21 protein-coding genes are annotated in these 21,240 nt (G+C 35.1%); 5 read left to right on the forward strand and 16 right to left on the reverse strand.

All coding sequences use genetic code 11. The features are described 5' to 3' along the window. Positions 1-382 precede the first annotated feature (382 nt). Positions 383-1,063 carry a YgjP-like metallopeptidase domain-containing protein gene (locus tag ACLTBU_RS05680; RefSeq protein ID WP_177670968.1) on the reverse strand — a complete coding sequence of 227 codons (681 nt, stop codon included), beginning with the start codon at positions 1,061-1,063 and terminating at the stop codon, positions 383-385. 190 nt (positions 1,064-1,253) lie between these two features. On the opposite strand from ACLTBU_RS05680, the gene ACLTBU_RS05685 reads away from it, so the two are divergent. Continuing rightward, complete coding sequence (locus ACLTBU_RS05685) at positions 1,254-1,658, forward strand: DUF1573 domain-containing protein (RefSeq protein ID WP_177670967.1); 405 nt, start codon at positions 1,254-1,256, stop codon at positions 1,656-1,658. A gap of 101 nt (positions 1,659-1,759) precedes the next feature. Here the strand turns inward: ACLTBU_RS05685 and ACLTBU_RS05690 are convergent, their stop codons facing one another. Further along, positions 1,760-2,239, reverse strand: coding sequence for an NUDIX domain-containing protein (locus ACLTBU_RS05690; RefSeq protein ID WP_177670966.1), 480 nt, complete (start codon positions 2,237-2,239; stop codon positions 1,760-1,762). A gap of 147 nt (positions 2,240-2,386) precedes the next feature. Here ACLTBU_RS05690 and ACLTBU_RS05695 point away from each other — a divergent pair, with 147 nt between their 5' ends. After that, positions 2,387-3,133, forward strand: a complete 747-nt coding sequence (locus tag ACLTBU_RS05695) for a copper homeostasis protein CutC (protein ID WP_177670965.1) — start codon at positions 2,387-2,389, stop codon at positions 3,131-3,133. Positions 3,134-3,287: 154 nt separating this feature from the next. On the opposite strand, the gene ACLTBU_RS05700 is transcribed toward ACLTBU_RS05695, so the two are convergent. From ACLTBU_RS05700 to ACLTBU_RS05760, 13 genes are all read right to left on the reverse strand, one after another. Next, a complete protein-coding gene (locus tag ACLTBU_RS05700) occupies positions 3,288-3,575 on the reverse strand; it encodes a hypothetical protein (protein ID WP_177670964.1) in 288 nt (95 codons plus the stop codon). A 20-nt stretch (positions 3,576-3,595) separates the two neighbouring features. Continuing rightward, a complete protein-coding gene (locus ACLTBU_RS05705; RefSeq protein ID WP_412218074.1) occupies positions 3,596-5,005 on the reverse strand; it encodes a YeiH family protein in 1,410 nt (469 codons plus the stop codon). A 350-nt stretch (positions 5,006-5,355) separates the two neighbouring features. Next, positions 5,356-6,729, reverse strand: a complete 1,374-nt coding sequence (gene radA, locus ACLTBU_RS05710; RefSeq protein WP_177670962.1) for a DNA repair protein RadA — start codon at positions 6,727-6,729, stop codon at positions 5,356-5,358. 106 nt (positions 6,730-6,835) lie between these two features. Continuing rightward, a complete protein-coding gene (locus tag ACLTBU_RS05715) occupies positions 6,836-7,249 on the reverse strand; it encodes an endosialidase (protein ID WP_177670961.1) in 414 nt (137 codons plus the stop codon). A 79-nt stretch (positions 7,250-7,328) separates the two neighbouring features. After that, entirely contained in the window at positions 7,329-9,776 is a 2,448-nt protein-coding gene (locus tag ACLTBU_RS05720) for an ATP-dependent Clp protease ATP-binding subunit (protein ID WP_412218075.1), read from the reverse strand. Between the two features lie 20 nt (positions 9,777-9,796). After that, positions 9,797-10,258 (reverse strand): hypothetical protein, encoded by a 462-nt coding sequence (locus tag ACLTBU_RS05725; protein WP_249333307.1) that lies wholly within the window; start codon positions 10,256-10,258, stop codon positions 9,797-9,799. Positions 10,259-10,332: 74 nt separating this feature from the next. Then, a complete protein-coding gene (locus ACLTBU_RS05730) occupies positions 10,333-10,680 on the reverse strand; it encodes a type II toxin-antitoxin system PemK/MazF family toxin (RefSeq protein WP_177670958.1) in 348 nt (115 codons plus the stop codon). Beyond that, entirely contained in the window at positions 10,671-10,877 is a 207-nt protein-coding gene (locus ACLTBU_RS05735; RefSeq protein WP_177670957.1) for a hypothetical protein, read from the reverse strand. Before ACLTBU_RS05735 ends, ACLTBU_RS05730 begins: the two co-directional genes overlap by 10 nt. Before the next feature lie 44 nt (positions 10,878-10,921). After that, positions 10,922-12,049, reverse strand: coding sequence for an alanine racemase (gene alr / locus ACLTBU_RS05740; protein ID WP_177670956.1), 1,128 nt, complete (start codon positions 12,047-12,049; stop codon positions 10,922-10,924). Positions 12,050-12,071: 22 nt separating this feature from the next. Next, a complete protein-coding gene (locus tag ACLTBU_RS05745) occupies positions 12,072-12,485 on the reverse strand; it encodes a LolA family protein (RefSeq protein WP_412218077.1) in 414 nt (137 codons plus the stop codon). A gap of 331 nt (positions 12,486-12,816) precedes the next feature. Beyond that, positions 12,817-14,355, reverse strand: a complete 1,539-nt coding sequence (locus tag ACLTBU_RS05750) for an NAD(P)H-hydrate dehydratase (protein WP_412218078.1) — start codon at positions 14,353-14,355, stop codon at positions 12,817-12,819. Further along, positions 14,339-14,737, reverse strand: coding sequence for a holo-ACP synthase (locus ACLTBU_RS05755; RefSeq protein WP_412218080.1), 399 nt, complete (start codon positions 14,735-14,737; stop codon positions 14,339-14,341). Before ACLTBU_RS05755 ends, ACLTBU_RS05750 begins: the two co-directional genes overlap by 17 nt. Positions 14,738-14,786: 49 nt before the next feature. Next, complete coding sequence (locus tag ACLTBU_RS05760) at positions 14,787-15,614, reverse strand: PocR ligand-binding domain-containing protein (protein ID WP_249333311.1); 828 nt, start codon at positions 15,612-15,614, stop codon at positions 14,787-14,789. Positions 15,615-15,746: 132 nt separating this feature from the next. Between ACLTBU_RS05760 and ACLTBU_RS05765 the strand changes: the two genes are divergently transcribed. Further along, positions 15,747-16,673 carry a nucleotidyltransferase family protein gene (locus ACLTBU_RS05765; protein ID WP_249333312.1) on the forward strand — a complete coding sequence of 309 codons (927 nt, stop codon included), beginning with the start codon at positions 15,747-15,749 and terminating at the stop codon, positions 16,671-16,673. Next, positions 16,673-17,785: a phosphotransferase enzyme family protein gene (locus ACLTBU_RS05770; RefSeq protein WP_177670951.1), complete on the forward strand. Its 1,113-nt coding sequence runs from the start codon at positions 16,673-16,675 to the stop codon at positions 17,783-17,785. The genes ACLTBU_RS05765 and ACLTBU_RS05770 overlap by 1 nt, the downstream gene beginning before the upstream one ends. Before the next feature lie 714 nt (positions 17,786-18,499). On the opposite strand, the gene ACLTBU_RS05775 is transcribed toward ACLTBU_RS05770, so the two are convergent. Further along, entirely contained in the window at positions 18,500-19,165 is a 666-nt protein-coding gene (locus ACLTBU_RS05775; protein ID WP_177671411.1) for a redox-sensing transcriptional repressor Rex, read from the reverse strand. 139 nt (positions 19,166-19,304) lie between these two features. On the opposite strand from ACLTBU_RS05775, the gene ACLTBU_RS05780 reads away from it, so the two are divergent. Beyond that, positions 19,305-21,215, forward strand: coding sequence for an ABC-F family ATP-binding cassette domain-containing protein (locus tag ACLTBU_RS05780; RefSeq protein WP_177671410.1), 1,911 nt, complete (start codon positions 19,305-19,307; stop codon positions 21,213-21,215). Positions 21,216-21,240 lie beyond the last annotated feature (25 nt).

Below are 21,240 nucleotides of genomic sequence, written 5' to 3' on the forward strand. Positions count from 1 at the left end.
AGTTATATCGGTTAAATTGTAGATTTAAAATTTGATAAGTTTAAATCTATTTTTCGATTATGTTTAGTTTTCAAAGTACAATTTCTTACTTGTTTCAGCAGCGCCCGCCGCTGACTTTTAGAAGTATACTAAATCTATATATGAATGTCAACTATTTATTATAAATTTATTTCCGCAACATTTAAGTCTAACTTTAATAAATTTTTCTTTAAAATTCTTACGATCTTTCTTATCCTAAATACATTTATACATAGACTCTTATTATTTATATATTTCTTCCTTTGGCAGTGAGAACTACACTCACCTGAGCATCTCTTAAAGATGCAGGGAATACTTCTCCTTCTTTCCTATCCTAGAAAAAAAATAATACCCTATTAGGGTATTATTTAAAAATAAAACGATCTTTATTTACATTAACCCATTCTCTAGCTTGTGCTGATTCTGGAACAATTTTTGCAAGTACAGTATTGCTGTCTTCAATACCATTAAATCTACAAAGTGATTCTACAAGTACACTATCAATTAAAGATACTGGGCCTACCCCGATATTAACATCAAAAGTAATTGTATCTTCTTCTATATACCAAAGTCTGCTTTGAAGTACTTTAACATCTACTTTCTTTGGCATTTTCTCAAAGTGCTCACCGTAAATTTTTACACGCTCTTTAAGCTTACTTAAAGTTTTAGCTATGTACCATTCTAAAAGTGGTAGCATCATTGTTTCTTTTGTAATGTTTTGTCCTTCTACAACAAACTTACCTCTTACAAGTTTAACAACTGCTTTCTCTTTTGTTTCATCTTCTACGAATTCAATACCATAATTTTTACCTAAGTACATACAATGGTTTGCATATTCTTTTGCACGCTGGATACGTAAAAGCTCTCCTAAAATCCAATCTGCATTTCCTTTTACTTTATCTACAACACTAAAAATAGGTGTCCCTACTGGTGCAAGTACTTTAATTTCTCCATTTTCTTCTACTTGTATAGCAATGCTCGATCTTTTTTTGTATGTTAGGTCATAATTGATCTTTGTTCCTTCGAACTCAAAACTTAATTTCATATCATACCTCTTTACTATTTATTCTGTCCTTTTTCTGTACAATGTAGTATTATAACATAAATTCGTTAAAACTTTGTATAGTTTTTTTTGGTTTTTTCATCCATTTCAACTTTGAAACTTTCAAAATATTCCCACTTGTGTTATACTTTACCTATCAAATTCAAACATAGGGGAAATAGGAGTGATATAAATGGTAGAAACAAGTGAACTTGAACAGTTCCAAAATTTTATAGATGATTTAGTTTTACGCAACAAAAGCATTTTAGATCAAATGACAAAATTACAAGATGCTTCTGCACGTCTTAACCGTACCCTTTCAAAATCAGCTACTACTTGTGGCTGTATTAAAATGAATATTATCAAACAACAGCTTGATTTTGCACACATTACTTCACCAGAAGAACTTAAATCTCTTCTCAGTACACATATAGAAGGTTACCCTTGCCCTGAATGCAATGAAGCTATTGAAAAAGAAATGGGGCGCGTTCTTTTTTATCTTGCAGCAATTGCTAATACTTTAGGTATTTCTCTTTCTTCTGTACTCGAAAATGAAAAAACACGCACAAATCTTCTTGGTAACTATTCCTTAAAGTAATTTTTAGCGTCTTAAAAACTTTTTTAGTGTTTTTAAGACGCTTTTTTATACTTATCCACACTTTATCCACATTTTGTGAATAATTGGTATTAATTTCCATATTATTTTTCAGTAATCATGCCTCTATGATATACTTCATAATCTTTAAAATCGTTTTTTAAGTCTTCCCAAAATTGTTCTTTGAATACTGGAGGAAAAATAGGAATTTTTGAAGCTTGAATTTCTTCTTTTGAAACAAAACGACACTCTTTAATATACTGTACTTCTACTTCTGGATCATACCCAGCTTTTATAGTACTTTCATCTTCTACTTTCGTTAAAAAGAACATACCTAAATGATGTGTATCTATTGTATAATCTACATACTCACTCATATAAATAAGTTTAATTGGCCTACATTTAGTATTACACTCCTCTGCTACTTCCCTTACTATTGTATCAATAACACTTTCCTCTGGCTCCATCCCTCCTCCAGGAAGTGTCCACCATTCAAACCCTGTCTCTGGATTTTGCTGTCTTAATAGAAGCAATTCTTGCTTATTATTTAATATAATCGCTGCTGCCCTTGGTCGTATATTCATTCTTCCCCTCCATCTTATATAGTTATATATTATTATATCATATTTAAAATCCTACTACTTACAAAATCCCCCCTTCTCCTTGAAAATCCCTCTATACGTACGCTATACTATTTCAAATAAGTATTTTACAAAAGAAAGAGGTTTATAATGAAAGATTTTAATCTAGAAATTTGTATTGATTCTGCTGAGTCTGCTCTTATAGCTGAAAAAAATGGTGCAACACGCATTGAATTATGTGGTCACCTTATGATCGGAGGTGTTACACCTTGTACAGGTCTTATAGGCATGGTGAAATCTCTTGTATCTATCCCGGCTTATGCCATTATTCGCCCTCGTTTCGGTGACTTTGTATACTCTGACTTAGAGTTTGAACAAATGAAACGTGATATTGTAACATGTAAAGAACACCTTGTAGATGGTGTTGTACTTGGTATGTTAACACCTGAAGGTGATTTAGATGTTCCTAGACTTAAAGAACTTATTGACTTAGCTGGCGATATGCACCTTACACTTCATCGTGCCTTTGATGTATGTCGTAATCCTTTTAATGCCTTAGAAGACGCTATCAATCTAGGCTTTCACACTATTTTAACTTCAGGTCAGAAAGCTACAGCCTATGAAGGGCGTACACTGCTTAAAGAACTTATTCAAAAGGCCGATGGCCGTATTGACATTATGCCGGGTGCAGGTGTATCTAGTAAGAATCTAGAGCTTATCCTTCAAGAAACAGGGGCTAAAAGTGTCCATCTTTCAGCCAAAACACTTCGCCCCTCTGAATCTCTTTATAAAAACCCTGAAGTCTATATGGGCTTACCAAGTATTGATGAAAGCATTATTTATCAGACAAACGGTGAAGAAGTTAAAGCTGCTCATAATATTCTTCTTTCCTTTTAATCATTTAACCGTTTCCCTATAACAAGGAAACGGTTTTTATATTCTATAGCAGACAAATAAAAATAGGGGTACCATTCCCGAGTCTATCTATAGCAGCTATACTCACGAACGCCTTACCCCCATCCTATTACAGAATATGGTTAATTCCTATTTTTTACTTAAGCTTTCTATCTAAATAAATCCACGCTTTCCAGCATAAGAATCCCCATCCAGCAAAAAATCCTACTATAAATATAGGGCTTAAAGAATGCGCATACTTATGTGTAAAGAAATATTTCTCCCAACCTGGTATATCACTATAATAGTAAGAACCTGGTCCAAAATTAAGTCCATCTATAAGTCCAATATCATTCTTCATAATATATAATGCTGCACCTATAATAACAATGAATACTATAAGTGCTATTACATTTAAAACCTTTACCATTTGCATTCGCTTCATGACTTTACCCCCCGTAAACTCTAAGCTACAATAGTTGGAATTGGTAAGAATAATCCACTAAGTAATAACCATGCTACAAATAATGTAAGTACTAAATTGAATGTCTGTCCAACAACGTAAAGTGTAAGTGGTTTACCCCCTTGAAGCTGAGATGCCATTTCTTTAAAGTTTGTTTCAAGGCCGATACTCATAAATGCAAGGCAGAAACACCATCCTTTAAATCCACTAAGTGATTTAATAATAGCTTTTGTTGTTTCTGTACCAAATGCTGGTTCCACTAAGAATGAAAATACAACTGAAGCTAAAATGAACCCAATAATGAATTTAGGGAAACGATGCCAAATTTCTGAAATACCTACTTTATTATCACCAGTTTTATCTACTTTTGTTGTAAAGAAGATTGCTACTGCAAAAGCAATAAATCCGATTAAGATATTTTGAATCATTTTTACAAGTGCTGCTACTTGCCCACCAATTGGACCAAGTGCTTCACCTGCAAGTACTACTGCACCAGTTGAGTCAACTGTACCACCAATCCAAGCCCCACCAATCATTGGATCAAGATTAAACAACTTACAAACAAATGGCATAGCTACCATCATAACAACTGTGAAGATAAGTGAAAGACCTACTGCAAAAGTTAAGTCATTCTTCTTACCTTTACAAGCTGCTGCACATGCAATAGCTGCTGATGTACCACATACTGATGTTGCACATGCAATAATCATAACCATTGCTTTATTTGTCATCTTAAGGAACTTCGTTCCGAATAACCACATAAAGATAATAACTACTGGTGTTACAAGCCATGCAATGCCCAGTCCATATATTCCAAACTCTGCAATGTTTGAGAAAAGTACTTCCGCCCCCATAATAACAAGACCTGTTTTAATATAAAACTCAGTCTGAATAGCTGGCTTTAACCAATTTGGTGTTTTGATTGTATTACATACTAACATACCAATAAGTAATGCCCAGAAAGCATATTCAAGGTAGTTCTTCATTGTTACTTGAGCTGCTAATGTATAGGCAAATAATGATAATAAGAAGACACCTGCAAAAGCTCCTATAAATTTAACAGGATTTTTCCCCATAAATTTAAGACCAATACTAAATAATAGTCCTAAAACAATAAATGTAAATCCTACACCTAATATAAACTTTCCATCACTTAATACATGTAATACAGATGGATTCTCTGCTGTTCCCCATGTTGCAACCTTTACCCCTTTAAATGTAAAGCTCCCTGTTACAACGCTTACAAAGCCAAGTGCAATTACTGCAAACCCAAGCCATATAGCCCACCAGTCTTCATTTTTGTAAAGATCTGACCAACTAAATTTGCTTGCTACAACAGCTTCTTCATTTGCTTCTGCTCTTACAGGAGCAGATACAGGACTTTCTACTGTTTTTTCAAATGCTCTTTCCATATTATCCTCCCAGATTAAATAAAAAATGTTAAAAAAATAACTATTTATACTATTAAAATAACATACGTTACATATTTAGGTCAATAATTTTAAAATAGTTTAATCAAAAATAGTATTTTTAATCAATTTCAAACATTATTTTTAGTTAATCTGACAGTACATTTACTACTCTCACCCATTATGATACGACTGATATGTACAAGAGGGTAGAATTTACATCACAATTAAATAGCTATAAAAGGCACTAAATGTACTATATACTAAGAAAACACAGCGACTTTGACTGATTTTAGTCAAAGTCGCTGTGTTTTAACCATTCTATAGGCAATAATAGCTTATCACATTTCAGCTTATCTAACTGTAATGACTTCTAGGGCTTCTCCTATATGTGAGACACCTATTACTTTAATACCTTTTATAAATGGTAACTTTTCTACATTAGCTTTCGGCATAATGCATGTTTTAAAGCCTAATTTAGCCGCTTCTACTACACGTTTTTCAGCCATGGCTACACCTCTAATTTCGCCTGTAAGACCCACTTCACCAAATACAACAGTATGGGGATCAATAGGTGTATTTCTAAAACTTGATGCTATAGCAAGGGCTGCTGCAAGATCTAAAGAAGGTTCATTAATACGCATACCACCAGCTAAGTTCACATATACATCATAATTCCCCATATCTAGACCCGCTCTTTTTTCTAATACTGCAATTAAAATAACCATTCTGTTATAATCAATACCTGTCGCTGTACGGCGTGGCATCCCAAAACTTGTAAAACTTGCAAGAGCCTGTACCTCTATAAGCATAGGTCTTGTCCCTTCTAGAGAGCAACTTACAAGAGATCCTGCAACATCCATAGGCCTTCCTGCAAGCATAATTTCAGAAGGGTTAAGGACTTCTTTAAGCCCTACATCTTGCATCTCAAATACGCCTATTTCATTGGTAGAGCCAAAACGGTTCTTTACCGCACGAAGTATTCTAAATGAAGCATGCCTTTCCCCTTCAAAGTAAAGTACTGTATCCACCATATGTTCTAGTACACGAGGGCCAGCTAGTGCTCCCTCTTTTGTTACATGCCCTACAATCATTATGGTGATACCATAGCCTTTTCCAAGGTTCATTAGCTTATGAGTTGCTTCTCTAACCTGGCTCACACTTCCTGGCGCAGATGTAATATCATCACAATAAACCGTCTGAATAGAATCTAATATAACAAGGTCCGGCTTCGTGTTTTTTATATGTGCTTCTATAAAACTCATATTTGTTTCTGCTAAAAGATTAAGATTCTCTGTATGAACATTTAATCTTTCTCCTCGCATTTTAATCTGAGCTACGGATTCCTCTCCTGAGATATACAGAACTTGTCTATTTTGATTACCGAGTTCTTCACAAATTTGAAGAAGCAATGTGGATTTTCCAATTCCCGGGTCACCACCTACTAAAATGAGAGATCCTTTTACAATCCCTCCTCCAAGTACGCGATCAAGTTCTTTCATACCTGTTGTCGTTCTGGTTTCATTCTCTATTTTAACATCTCTAAGTTTTACAGGTGCGCTACTTGCTGCTCCTCTTGAACTCGGTGCTGTTAAAGAAGGCTTCTTCGCTTCTACTACTTCCTCAACTAAACTGCCCCACTCATTACAGCTCGGACATTTGCCCATCCATTTTCCTGATTCATATCCACACTCTTGACATATATATACCTGCTTAAGTTTTGCCATTCCTATAAGCTCCTTTTTCTATATTATTTAATACTTTATCCAATTTTAATCTATATCAATCTATTTTCATGCATTTAAAAAGAGGCTGCATGACACAGCCCCTTGATTAAGCTACTTTTTTAAGAATAACATGTTTTGCTGTAGAATTTACTTCTACTGAAAAAACAACTTTACCTGAAAGGTTTGTTTTGACATGATCTACAAGCAGATCATCTATCATTAACTTATACTCTGTATTTGGCTGTATTTCTAAAGTAATTTGCGCCATTTTATTGCCTTCTACTTCGAAGCTTACGCCATCATCTGTCACCATAAAATGATGTACAGTTGTACCAGGTAATGATTCGTAAACAAGTGCACCATCTTTTTTTAGCTTTGTTACTTCATAGAATGATTTTGCTTTATAGAAACGTCCATCTACTTCAAAATCATTTACTTTTGTTTTTTCTTGTAACTCATAGTTTCCGAAACTAAGTGTGCCATCCTCGTTAAGACGAATAAGTTCTGTAATAACAGCCATTGTTAAAACCCTCCACTAAATTAAATTAAGACTATCTCTATCTTTGTATTATACATGATTTACACAAAAAAGTATAGGATTATTGTCTTTTCAGTACAATTGCATCATTTTCGAATTCCACTAAAACTCTATCTCCTTCATGAATATGACCTTCTAGTATTTCATCTGCTAGTTTATCTTCAATATGACTTTGAATCGTACGTCTTAAAGGTCTAGCACCATAAGCTTTGTCATATCCTTTTTCAGCAAGGAAGTCTATAGCCCCTTGTGTTAAGGTTAATGTAATACCTACATTTCTTGTAATACGTTCTACTAGCGTACGTATCATAAGTTCTGCAATTTCTTTAATATGCTGCGCTGTAAGTGGATGGAATACAAGTGTCTCATCAATACGATTGAGGAATTCTGGTCTAAATAGACGCTTCACTTCTTCCATTACATTTTTCTTCATATCTTGATAGTTTTTTTCTGTATCCACTACACTATTAAAACCTACTTTTTTAGGTTCAATAATATTTCTAGCACCTAAGTTAGAGGTCATAATAATAATGGTATTTTTAAAGTTTATACGTCTTCCTGTAGAATCTGTAATATGTCCATCATCTAATATTTGAAGTAAAATATTAAATACATCTGGATGAGCCTTCTCTACTTCATCAAAAAGAATAACGCTATAAGGCTTACGTCTTACTTTCTCTGTAAGTTGTCCACCTTCCTCATATCCTACATACCCTGGAGGTGAACCAATAAGCTTGGATACTGTGTGTTTTTCCATATACTCACTCATATCCATACGAATCATAGCATTTTCATCACCAAACATAACCTCAGCCAGTGCTTTAGTCAGCTCAGTTTTTCCTACACCTGTTGGACCTAAGAATAAGAATGAACCAATTGGTCTATTTGGATCTTTAAGGCCTACTCTACCACGGCGCACTGCTCTTGCAACAGCTTTAACAGCTTCATCTTGACCAATAACACGCGCGTGAAGTATACCTTCAAGATTTTTAAGACGCGTAGCTTCAGCTTCTGCTAATCTTTTAACCGGAATATGTGTCCAGTTACTTACTACTTCTGCAATCTCTTCTTCATTTACAATTAACTGGGATTTTGTATGTTGAGTTTCCCACTCTACTTTTGCATTTGCAAGTTCTTCTTTAAGCTGATTTTCTTCTTGCTTAATCTCACCTGCTCTTACAAAGTTTTCATCTACTATTGCTACTTCTTTGTCATTTTGAAGTTTTTCTAACTTACACTCTATATCTTTAATTTTTTCTGGTGAAGTATAAGCTCTTAATCTCACTCTAGATGCTGCTTCATCAATAAGGTCAATCGCTTTATCTGGCAAGTATCTATCCGCTATATAACGACTTGATAGACGTACTGCAGCGTCTAAGGCTTCTGCTGTAATCTGAACACCATGATGCACTTCATATTTATCTCTAATACCCTCTAGAATACTAATTGTTTCAAGCTCAGTCGGCTCATCTACCTGAACAGGTTGGAATCTACGTTCAAGAGCAGCATCTTTCTCAATATGCTTACGATACTCATCTAAAGTGGTTGCCCCTACAAGCTGAATTTCTCCTCTTGCAAGTGAAGGCTTCAGAATATTAGAAGCATCCATAGCACCTTCTGCTGCACCTGCTCCAATAATAGTATGAAGCTCATCAATAAAGAGAATAACATCACCTACTGTGCGCACTTCTTCTAGTACCTTATTAATGCGCTCTTCAAATTCTCCCCTATATTTAGTACCTGAAATCATAGAAGATAAATCTAAAGAAACAACTCTTTTAGTTTTAAGTAAATCTGGTACGATGCCACTTACAATCTTTTGTGCAAGACCTTCTACCACTGCTGTTTTACCTACACCAGGTTCCCCTACTAAGCAAGGATTATTCTTGGTACGACGAGATAAAATCTGTGTAATACGCTCGATCTCTTTTTCTCTTCCTACAATTGGATCAAACTTATCTTCTCTTGCTAGTTGTGTCAGGTCACGACTATATTTATCTAAAGTCGGTGTTAAAGACTTAGCGCCTTGCATCTTTGTTTTAGTTGATATAAAAGAGGACTCTTTAACTTTGCCATCTCCTGATATAATTGCCATTAAATCTGATAATAGTCTATTAATAGGTACATTTAAAATCTCAAGTAAACTAACAGCTACGCAACCTTTTTCTTTTAAAATAGCCATAAGAATATGTTCTGTACCTGCTGCTGGTACGCCCATTTGTTTAGCAAGTGCCACACTATTTTCAAGTACACGTTTTGTACGTGGTGTAAAGTCTCTAGAAATAACCATAGTCTGGTTTCCAAAGCCCATTACTTCTCTTATCTTTTCTATAAAATCATCTTCTGTAAGACTATATTTTCTAAGTGCTGACTCAGCAACAGAGTCTTTTACATGAAGTAAACCAATAAGTAAATGCTCTGTTCCTAAATAACCATGGCGAAACTGCTCCTTAATATCTTGGGCATACTTAATGGCTTCATTTGCTTGCATTGTAAATTTTCCTTGCATGTAGTCACCTCCTGCATTTTTTAGAGTTTATTGCCACAATGAATACAATATAGTGCTTCTGTTGCATTACCTATATTACAATTTGGACAAAATTTCATCATTTTGATACCATTATCGTCTCTTTTCATACGCACACCTTGACCTTCTTCATTCCAAGTACTACGCACGTCTCTTTTATAGGCATCAAAACTATCTTTTTGTATATTAACTACTTCTTCTACTTCTTTTTCTAAACGTGCAATCTCTTTTCTAAGATTTGTAATACGATTGCACAGTGCGCTTTGATGCACCGGCTCCTGGCCTTCTATATAATGTTTATATTGCTCTTCACCAAGTCTTTGATAAAGTTTTTTAAGGTCGTTTTTTAAAGTTAAGATTTCACTGCGATATTTAGCTTGGTCTGCAGTTTTTTGAGTTTGGTCTACTGCTTCTTTACATGTATTTTTAATACTTGTTCCTAGTTTTCCAAATAAATCTTTCATCTTTTTACTCCTTTATTTTAGTGGTTTAATTGTATCACAAAAAAGGAGACTAGTGAACTAGTCTCGCAAAAGGCTTATGTATTTAATCCAAAACTGGCTTTAAGTCCCTTATCTACGAGTCTCATGAAATCATCATCTAGATGACAAATCTTTTCTTTGAGACGTCTCTTGTCAATGGTACGAATTTGCTCTAATAAAATAACTGAGTTCCTAACAAGTTCGTATTCTGTTGCGTTAATCTCTACATGAGTTGGCATCTTTGCTTTATTGATTTTGGATGTAATAGCGGCACAAATAACCGTTGGACTAAATCTGTTACCAACATCATTTTGTACAACAAGCACTGGTCTTATACCGCCTTGTTCGGATCCAATCACGGGGCTCAAATCTGCATAAAATATATCTCCACGTTTTACTCGCACTCTACCTCACTCTCCGCGGTGTGGTCGTAATAAGACTCGACCTCTCTTTCTACTTCAAAGTATAACTTTGATAAAGATAAATTGATGGCTGCCATTTCCTGATAGCCTTTCTTCATAGTACTTATCATCTTTTTATCCGTGTAGTGATCTATAGAAGCCTTTTCATTTGCTTTTGCAATATAACTTGGATTTAACATAGCAAACCACTCCCTACTTATACCATTGCCAACTTTTTATAAGATTAAACATAAATACGTGGTACTCTTTTCCCAATCATACACATAATCTCGTAATTAATCGTATCCGTAAGTCTTGCTAATTCTTCTATTGTAACAGTCTTATCTCCTTGCGTTCCAAAAACAACAACTTCATCCCCTACAGTAATATCTGGAATATGAGAAACATCTACCATAAATTGATCCATACAAATATTACCAATTACATTAGCATACTGACCTCTTATAAGAACTCTTCCTTTATTAGAAAGTCTTCTTGAATAACCATCTGCATAGCCTATAGGAATGGTTGCAATTTTTGTCTCACGTGTTGTACAGTACTTCCTGCCATAACCTATGTAGTGTTCTTTAGACAGTTCTTTAATATGCACAACTTGTGTTTTGAGTGTCATAGCTGGTTTAAGGTTTATTTTTTTACCATGTAAATAATCAGATGGGTAATAACCATACATAATAATACCTGGACGCACCATATTCACATGAGTATAAGGATGGCCCATTGTTGCAGCACTATTAGCCGCATGTACAATAGGAAATTCTATACCCGCCTCATGAAGCTCATTTAAAAATCCTGTAAAAATACTCCACTGATCCCTTGTATAAGTCTTATCTACTTCATCCGCTGTAGAAAAGTGCGTGAAAATCCCCTCCATATTAATATTAGGAAGCTGTGCGATTTTCTTAATCTCCTCTATACTTTGTGGATCTGCTAAAAATCCAATACGTCCCATACCTGTATCTACTTTAATATGAACATTGATAGACTTACCAAACTTTTTGGCCTCTCTTGAAATAAACTCTGCCATCTCAAAAGAAAAAACTGTCTGTGTGAGATCATAGGTAATAAGTGCTTCAATATCAGCAGCTGGTGTATAGCCTAATACTAAAATAGGTTTTGTAATACCTGATTTTCTTAGTTCTTCCCCTTCCTTTGCAATAGCAACAGCTAACTGATCTACCCCTTCTTCTTGTAAAATATTTGCAATTTCCGCGGCACCATGACCATATCCATCTGCTTTAACAATGCCCATTATCCCCGTACTATGAGGAATAAGTTTTCTAATTTCATGGTAATTGTGCTTAATAGCCTCTATGCTAACCTCTGCAACAACACGTGGTCTTAAAGATAACATATGAATCCTCCTTCAAAATCGCCTACTTTACAGGGTTATATATAAAATTCACAAAATCAATGCGTATTGTAAGCGACCCTTCTGTATCGTATATTTCCATTTTAATAGGATAAGTCGTTTTGTAGTCAAACCACACTTTTTCAGTTGCCATATACTTAAATTCACCAGCGATCGGCACCGTTACTGCATAAACATTTTGCCCATCTAACTGTTCTTCTACTATTTGAGCTGATTCATCATTTAAATAATTATGAAGGAATGTGCCAAATAATAACTGATTTTTTACTGGACTAACTTCTATTTGCATGGATTTTTCTGTAATAGGATTGTACTCAGATACTTTAGTGCCATCACAAACAGTAGTGTAGCCGTTTAACCGTTTGGGCTCTATAATAGTCATCTGATACTTTCCTTCTTTATCATAAACATGATTCATCTTTATGTTACTCTTATCTTTGTTTTTTGTAAATGTTATTGAGACGTCTGCTTCATAATTTTTCAAATTCTGTAGCATGCTTGCTACACTTTTATTGCGACTTGTACCTATAGCCCTGTTATAACATCCCCATAAACTCATTGTAAAGCTGAGTATTAACCCAATTAATAAAACCCTTTTTAATTTGTACATAAAACCTCCTAATAAGCATATAAAAGGAAGGGTGCACTTTAATCAAAAAGCAAAATCCAAGTTATTTCTTATGTGCTCTTATACTCATTTCCTCTATAAATAATATACTCGTTAGGAGGTTAATATATGATAAACTTTGCTAATGCTTATTTTCTAGGTCCTTAAAACTTTCCCCTACATGCTCTATAAGATCACTAGGTAAGACACTATAACTTCCTTTTAGCCTTGCTAAAGAGCATGCTGTATCTGCATGCAAGTAACATCCTAAAAGAGCTGCAGATACGGGCTGTTTATTTTGCGCCAATAATCCCGTAATAAATCCTGTTAAAACGTCACCTGCTCCGCCTTTTGCAATAGCTGAGTGACCTCTACTATTAATATAAATACTCCCATCTGGCACAGCCACAATCATTCTCTCAATCTTTAAGACTACAATGATGCCGTATCGCTCACTAAAACTTCTCGCACTTTCTACTGGATGCGCCAAAATATCTGCTATACTTTCTCCGCTTAAATAACTCATTTCTCCTGGATGTGGCGTTATAATAATTGGAGCCTTACGTGCTTTAAGCTGATTTAAATAAGGCTTAAGTGCATATAATCCATCTGCATCTACCACAATAGGCTTATCACTTTCAAGCACCACTTCCATTATTTTCTGAATCATACCACTACGGCCAATACCTGGTCCTATTCCTATGGTAGAGTACTGCATCATATGCTCTTTCAAAATAGTTGCAGCCGTTTCATCTAAGTGTCCATCTCTTTCTGGCAAAGACAATGTAATCGCCTCTGTTACTTTTTGCTGTGTAAGGAGTGCTAAGGCATTTGGGACAGCTATTGTCACAAGCCCTGCACCAACTTTCATCACAGCCTTACTTGCTAGACATATAGCTCCTCCCATGCCTACTTGCCCACCAATCATTAGGACTTTTCCATAAGTGCCTTTGTTACTTCGTATAGGGCGATCCGGCAACATACCTTTAGCCATGTCTTCATCAATAGCATAATGCATACAAGACATCTTACTTACCAATTCTTTTGGAATACCAATATCTACAACACGTAAGGTACCTATATGAGCAATCCCAGGATAAAGGAATTGTCCTACTTTAGGTACTTGAAAAGTCAATGTACAGTCCGCTTCTACTGCAATCCCTAATACATCTGCTGTATCGGGGTGAATACCTGAAGGTATATCTACACTTACTTTAAAGGCTGAACTTGCATTCACCTTCTCAATGACTTTATAAAAGCTCCCTGTAATAGGTCTTGTAAGCCCCGTGCCAAAAATTGCGTCTACTAGGACCTGGGCTTCTTCTATTAACTCCCATACAAGTTCCATCTCTTCTAAATAGCGATAGATAGGTATACCCAATTTTTCACAGATGGTGTAATACACCTTTCCATCTGATGATAACTTCTCCTCTTCCACGAGTAATACCACTTGTACTTGTACCTTCTTAAAGCTATAGAGAATCCTAGCTAAAGCAAGTCCATCTCCTCCATTATTACCTGACCCACATAAAATAGTAACTGATTTACCTTGATGCTCTTCCATTAAATAGCAAAATACCCCATAAGCTGCATGTTCCATAAGAAGTAAGCTCGGTATACCATATTGACTCATAGCATCTTGATCTAATTGATTCATTTCTCTCTTAGTTGCAAGTTTCACTTACATTCCCTCTTTCTATAATGGCAAAAGCTGTTGCATAAGATTGACAATGGGAAATGCTTACGTGTATTTGGTTTACACCTAGCTCATCAGCTCTTACCCTTGCACCCTTATAAAGTTTTACAAAAGGCTTTCCCTTCTCATCTTTCAAAATTTCTATATCCGTCATTTCAAATGTTACAAAACCTGTGCCCAATGCTTTACTCACTGCTTCCTTTGCTGCAAATAAGGCTGCTATAGACTCATAAGAGAGCTTATTAGCTTTATGCAATCTTTCCTGTTCTACTGGTGTAAGTAGTTTATCTAAAAACCTAGTCGTTCTTTCTACCGCTCTTTGTATGCGTTCAATTTCTATAATATCGTTGCCTATTCCTATAATCATATTTTAACTTCTCCTAGTATTCCATTTCTTTTATTAATTCCCTCTCCCTTTAAAGCTCTCTATTCTTTTTCCTATATGCATTAGGTGTTATACCAAATACCTTAATAAACACCTTACAAAAATAATTCTGATCTGCAAAACCACACCGAGTAGCAATCTCCCCTATTTTCATATCTGAAACCGATAATAATTTCTCAGCCTTTTCTAGTCTTGTTAAAGTCATAAAATGGCTAATAGTCTCTCCATAAGTTTTTTTAAAAGAATGGGTAAGGGTAGCCTTACTACAATAAAACTGCTTACACAGTATCTCCAAAGTTATTTTCTTCTCATAGTTTTCCTGAATATATGTTTTCACATCTTGTGCGAGATTTTTAGTAGATGCTTTGAACCTGTTACTAAGTGTAATGTACTCTGCACAGATCCCCATAATATTAATACACGAAGAAATCTTATCTTTTGTAGCCGCTGGAATACTCTCTATAGCCTCTTTCAAAACTACTGGATTGGATACATATTGGCGAGATAATCTATAAACCTCCTCCTTCGTATGTATGGAAGTATCTAAAGCTTGCCCCATCATAAGATACCCTGATAAAATACCTGAATAATAGAGGGGGGCTACTGCCTCATATAATCCAAATTGACACCTGTAAATATAAGGTTGTTCGTCTTTTTTCACTTTATCAAAGGCAGCGCTATCATTTTTTACACAACTTCTATAAATACTTGTATCTTGTTGCATCATCCCACAAAACCTAGTAAGTTCCTTAGGATAGGATGCAATTTCTTTATGATGAATATCATGCACAGAGATACGAAATCCTGATATGTTATGAAGCTCCTTTAATACCATTTCTAGTGAAATGATTTCACTCATAAAATCCCCCTTTAGCACTATTGAAATGATTAGCCTATTTTACTAATAATTATACTATTTTACATAGAAAACACCAAATATATTTTCTATACTGTAAGCAAGTTATAAATAATTTTAAAGGATGTGATAATGATGAATGAACCAATTCTTGTAATTATGGCTGCTGGTATGGGAAGCAGATATGGCGGACTTAAACAAATAGATCCAATTGATCAAGAAGGGCATTTAATTATCGACTTTTCAATCTTTGATGCCGTAAGAGCAGGCTTTAAAAAAGTTGTATTTATTATTAAAAAAGAAATCGAAGCAGACTTTAAAGAAATGATTGGAAATCGTATCAGTCAGTTCGTAGATGTTTCATATGTCTATCAAGAACTTGATACACTTCCTGAAGGTTATACACTTCCTGAAGGACGTATTAAACCTTGGGGAACAGCTCATGCAATCTTATGCTGCCTCGAAACAGTTGATGCACCTTTTGCAGTAATTAATGCAGATGACTACTATGGTAAAGATGCTTTTACTGCCATCTATAATTACTTACTAAATGTAAAAGATGATGATTACTATCGCTATGCAATGGTTGGATATGTTTTAGAAAATACACTCACAGAAAATGGATCTGTAGCAAGAGGTATTTGTGTAGTTGACTCGAACAACATGCTTACAAACATTACAGAGCGCACACGTATTGAAAAAACTGCAACTGGAGCAGCTTTCACTGAAGATGATGGAGTAACTTGGGTAAATATAGCTCCAGACTCTATTGTCTCTATGAATATGTGGGGCTTCACTCCAAGTATTTTAAAAGAAACTAAGGCGAGATTCTCTAGCTTTTTAGACGCATCACTCCCAGTTAATCCATTAAAATGTGAATACTTCTTACCTTCAGTAGTGTCTGAGTTATTAACCGAAAATAAGGCAACTGTTAGTGTCCTTACTTCTACTGACCGATGGTACGGTGTAACTTATAAAGAAGATAAAGAAACTGTTGTACATGCTATTGAATGTTTCAAAAATAATCATATCTATCCAACACATCTATGGGAGGAAAAATAATGAGCCAAACATTAAGTTCAGCCAAAATCATGGAAGCCATTGAAAACATGTCATTTGAAGGTAAATACTTAAATCACACTTCTTACGGTAATGGTCATATTAACGATACATACTTAGTAAACTTTCAAAAAGATGGGAAAACAATTCCTTATATCTTACAAAGAATTAATCATCAAATCTTCAAAAATCCAGATGCCCTTATGCAAAACATCATTGGTATCACCTCTTTCCTAAAAGAGAAAATTATGCTTAGAGGTGGTGATATAAACCGTGAGACACTTAATATCATCCCCACAAAACAAGGTAAATCTTACTATCAAGACAGCTTAGGAAACTACTGGAGGAGCTATGTTTTCCTTACTGATACAACTTGTTACGAAATTCTAGCAGATGCTGAGCTTTTCTACCAATGTGGTTATGCCTTTGGACATTTTCAAAACCTACTTGCTGATTATCCAGTTGATACACTTTCTGAAACAATTCCTAACTTCCACAATACACCTGTTCGTTTTCAAGCTTTCGCAGATGCTGTAGAAGCTGACATTTGTGGACGTGCTAAAGATGTACAAAAAGAAATTGCTTTCGTAATGGAAAGAGAGCCTTTAACCCATATACTGGCTAATCAATTAGCAAATGGGAATCTTCCACTTCGCGTGACGCATAATGATACTAAACTGAATAACAGTATGTTTGATAATACAACCCATAGACCTATTTGTATCATTGATTTAGATACTGTCATGCCAGGTTTATCTGTAAATGATTTCGGTGACTCGATCCGCTTTGGTGCTACAACTGGTGCCGAAGATGAGCCAGACCTAACAAAAGTAAACTTTGACCTTAACTTATTTGAAAGTTATACAAAAGGATTCTTAGAAGGCTGCGGTGGCAATCTTACGGAAAGAGAAATTGACATGCTTCCTATAGGTGCAATGACAATGACACTTGAATGTGGTATGAGATTCTTAACAGACTACTTACAAGGTGATACCTACTTCAAAGTGCATAGAGAAGGTCACAACTTAGATCGTTGCAGGACACAATTCAAACTTGTATCGGATATGGAAAAACATCTAGATACCATGAATGAAATCGTTAATAAATATCGTTAGTTTTATCATCTATCTAGAAAACCACTTTCTTAATGTGGAAGCGACAAATTACAAAATACTAGTGGCTTTTTTCACTTAATTTTAGTCTACAATTTAGGTAGTGTGCCAAAAATTAAATTTTCTGAAATATACACTAGTCTTTTTCTTTCTTATAGTGTATAACTAACTTATAAAAGGTGTTCATACCATTCTAGATAAGTATAAGCATCTTCTACTCGCTAAGATGTTATTTGAAAGTTTTAGTTCCCCCTTCTAAAGCTTACTTATTTCTTCTTAGCCAACTGCACTATTTGGTAGTGGCAATCAAATAGTTTACAGGGCACGTCCTATACACTCAATATTTTAAGCTACATTCTACTTCACAAAGAAGTAAGCTTAAAGGCAATGCCTACGGTAAATCCTATGTACAAAGTTTCTACTTCAGACACTTGCAGTGATAAATGCATGAGCATCTCTTTCACCTATAGACCCTGATTAGAAGCACCTGTAACAAGGTAAGTCCTTCCGCTTAGCCCACTGGCTTATATCTTCATACTGAAGCTGAATGTTAACCAGTACCTGAGTGTCCTTGCCACACAATAAAAACCTAGCTTAAGTTTCGCCTATATTGATAAGGGGGAGGCGACTTAAGCTAGGTTTTTTTGCGTAAAAAAAGATTCACCCATCCTTAATTGTTTTCTCTAAGATAGGTGAACCTTTTATTTATATAGGCCTCTAAAAAGGTTTATAATCATTACCATTATCAAGTTCTTCTGCTTCATTAATCTTATAGGCTAAAGTCATTAATGAATGTGACAAGTGCACATTTTCAACATGTACATGTTCTGGTAAAAATAAATCTACAGGTGAGAAGTTCCAAAGCCCTTTCACACCCCATTTTGCTAAGTTCTCAGCCGTCTCTTTAACTCTTGTTTTTGGCATTGTTAAAATGGCAATATCTACTTTATTTGTTTTAACGAAGTCTTCCATTTTATCTATATCCATAACTTCAATGCCTCGCATACTCATACCTATAAGCCTTGGATTAATATCAAATAAACCAATGAGATTAAAGCCACGTTTGCTAAAAGATGGGTAGTTAGCAAGAGCTTGTCCTAAGTTACCTACACCAACAATAATCATTGTATGTGTTTTATCAAGTCCTAGTATTTTTGCAATCTCTTTGTGTAAATATTCTACATTATATCCATAACCTTGCTGCCCGAAACCACCAAAGTTGTTAAGATCCTGTCTAATTTGAGAGGCTGTAACTTTCATTTTCTCGCTAAGTTCTCTAGAAGATATTTTAGTCACTCCGTTGTCTAATAATTCCCCTAAATACCTATAGTATCTTGGCAATCTACGGATTACTGCCATAGAAATCTTTCTCTCTTCAGTCACAGACTTACCTCCTTCTTTTTCTATCTTTTTTAGTATAGCATTTTAGTTTTTTTTTTGTCAATTAACCTTGGCTATTACTCACTTTTATTTTTCTAGTTTTTCTGTTAAGATGAATCTAGATTAATGAGGAGGATAGCTTATGATTGCAAATTGTCATGCTGTATATAAATCTTTTAATGAGCAATCTATCTTAAAAGATATTTCATTTCATATAGAAGACCATGAAAAAGTAGCACTTGTCGGAAATAATGGTGCAGGAAAAACCACACTTTTTCGTATTTTAACAGGAGAACTTGCACCTGATAACGGCGAAGTTTTCTTTGCAAAAGGTATTCGTATCGGCTACCTTGAACAGAATATGCATTTTAATTCAGGCTGTAGCGTCTATGAAGAGCTCCTTCATGTATTTGATGAAGTGATTGCTCTTGAAGAAAAGCTTCATCAAATGGAAGAAGAGATTGCAAAAACACATTCTCTTGCTCTTACACATACTTATGATGAATTACGTAGCACTTTTGAGAATATGCGTGGTTATGAATATAAAAGTCTCGTACGTGGTGTTCTTAAAGGTTTGGGCCTTAAAGAAGAAATTTATACCCAACCTATCACAACCTTATCTGGCGGTCAAAAGACACGTGTAGCACTTGCTAAACTACTTCTAGAAGAACCAGACCTCTTACTTCTAGATGAGCCGACTAACCACCTTGATATTGTAGCTACAGAATGGCTGGAAAACTATTTAAGAAGTTATAAAGGTTCTGTTCTTATTATTTCCCATGACCGCTACTTTTTAGACAGGGTTGTTACAAAAGTCATTCATCTTGAATTTGGCCATGCTATGGTCTATAACGGCGACTATAGCCACTTTGTTATAGAAAGCGAAAAAGTGTATGAGGCTGCTATGAATCAATATGAAAAGCAGCAACAAGAAATCGCTAAGCAAAAAGCGGTTATTGCTAAACTACGTCAGTTTAATCGCGAAAAATCCATCAAGCGCGCTAGAAGTCGTGAAAAGCTATTAGAAAAAATAGAAGTCATGGATCTTCCAATGATTGATGACAAACCTATGAACCTTGTACTGACACCACGTATTACAAGTGGAAATGATGTTTTAACAGTTAAGGAGCTGACTAAGTCCTTTGAAGATGGCGCTCTCTTTAATAATATTACTTTTGATATTAAACGTGGTGAAAAAGTAGCTATTGTTGGCCCAAATGGCGTAGGTAAAACAACACTTTTCCGTATGATTATGGCCCAAAGTGACATTTCTGGTGGTAGCATTACACTAGGTAGCAATGTACACATCGGCTACTACGATCAGGAACACGCTACACTTAATCCAAACTATACGATTATGCAGGAAATTCAGGATGCTTTTCCTGACCTTACAAATACAGCAATTCGTAATATGCTGGCTTCTTTCTTATTCACAGGAGAAGATGTATTTAAACCTATTAGTGCTTTAAGTGGCGGTGAAAAAGGTCGTGTAGCACTTGCTAAAATTATGCTTTCAAAAGCAAATTTCCTTATTCTAGACGAACCAACTAACCACCTTGATATGATGTCAAAAGAAGTACTAGAAAATGCACTTAACCAATATGAAGGTACCATTCTTTACGTATCTCATGACCGCTACTTCATCAATCAAACTGCAACCAAAGTACTTGATATGCAAAAAGACCATATGTCTGTATATTTAGGTGACTATGATTACTATATGGAAAAGAAAAAAGAAATACCCGTATTGTGCACTTCTGGTACTCAACAAAGTACACCAACTTCTTCTAAAGAAGACTGGCAAAAGCAAAAAGAACTTCAAAATCGCATTAAGAAACTCCAAAGTACTTTAACAAGTATAGAAGAAAAAATCGAGCTTGAAGAAGGTAAACTCGCTGAACTGGATGAACAGCTTTGCCTTGAAGAAGTATATACGAACCCCGATGCTTCTCGTGACATTATGAACCAAAAAGCAGCTATTGAAGAAAATATTGCTTCTCTCTATACAAATTGGGAAGAAACATCTGAAGAGTTAGAAATACTTAACAGCTAAGCTTAATTTACAGGCCTATTAGGCA

This window comes from Zhenhengia sp., from assembly GCF_046966505.1.
Taxonomy (GTDB): Bacteria; Bacillota; Clostridia; order Lachnospirales; family Cellulosilyticaceae; genus Zhenhengia; species Zhenhengia yiwuensis.

Coding starts and splice junctions, on each gene's coding strand:
- ACLTBU_RS05755 (WP_412218080.1), bottom strand. CDS start 14,737: ATGATTATAGGAATAGGCAACGATATTATAGAAATTGAACGCATACAA.
- ACLTBU_RS05735 (WP_177670957.1), bottom strand. CDS start 10,877: ATGTTAAATCCAAGTTATATTGCAAAAGCAAATGAAAAGGCTTCTATA.
- ACLTBU_RS05705 (WP_412218074.1), bottom strand. CDS start 5,005: ATGGAAAGAGCATTTGAAAAAACAGTAGAAAGTCCTGTATCTGCTCCT.
- ACLTBU_RS05745 (WP_412218077.1), bottom strand. CDS start 12,485: ATGAATCATGTTTATGATAAAGAAGGAAAGTATCAGATGACTATTATA.
- radA (WP_177670962.1), bottom strand. CDS start 6,729: ATGGCAAAACTTAAGCAGGTATATATATGTCAAGAGTGTGGATATGAA.
- alr (WP_177670956.1), bottom strand. CDS start 12,049: ATGTTATCTTTAAGACCACGTGTTGTTGCAGAGGTTAGCATAGAGGCT.
- ACLTBU_RS05700 (WP_177670964.1), bottom strand. CDS start 3,575: ATGAAGCGAATGCAAATGGTAAAGGTTTTAAATGTAATAGCACTTATA.
- ACLTBU_RS05695 (WP_177670965.1), top strand. CDS start 2,387: ATGAAAGATTTTAATCTAGAAATTTGTATTGATTCTGCTGAGTCTGCT.
- ACLTBU_RS05760 (WP_249333311.1), bottom strand. CDS start 15,614: ATGAGTGAAATCATTTCACTAGAAATGGTATTAAAGGAGCTTCATAAC.
- ACLTBU_RS05720 (WP_412218075.1), bottom strand. CDS start 9,776: ATGCAAGGAAAATTTACAATGCAAGCAAATGAAGCCATTAAGTATGCC.
- ACLTBU_RS05770 (WP_177670951.1), top strand. CDS start 16,673: ATGAGCCAAACATTAAGTTCAGCCAAAATCATGGAAGCCATTGAAAAC.
- ACLTBU_RS05685 (WP_177670967.1), top strand. CDS start 1,254: ATGGTAGAAACAAGTGAACTTGAACAGTTCCAAAATTTTATAGATGAT.
- ACLTBU_RS05765 (WP_249333312.1), top strand. CDS start 15,747: ATGAATGAACCAATTCTTGTAATTATGGCTGCTGGTATGGGAAGCAGA.
- ACLTBU_RS05680 (WP_177670968.1), bottom strand. CDS start 1,063: ATGAAATTAAGTTTTGAGTTCGAAGGAACAAAGATCAATTATGACCTA.
- ACLTBU_RS05715 (WP_177670961.1), bottom strand. CDS start 7,249: ATGGCTGTTATTACAGAACTTATTCGTCTTAACGAGGATGGCACACTT.
- ACLTBU_RS05690 (WP_177670966.1), bottom strand. CDS start 2,239: ATGAATATACGACCAAGGGCAGCAGCGATTATATTAAATAATAAGCAA.
- ACLTBU_RS05725 (WP_249333307.1), bottom strand. CDS start 10,258: ATGAAAGATTTATTTGGAAAACTAGGAACAAGTATTAAAAATACATGT.
- ACLTBU_RS05780 (WP_177671410.1), top strand. CDS start 19,305: ATGATTGCAAATTGTCATGCTGTATATAAATCTTTTAATGAGCAATCT.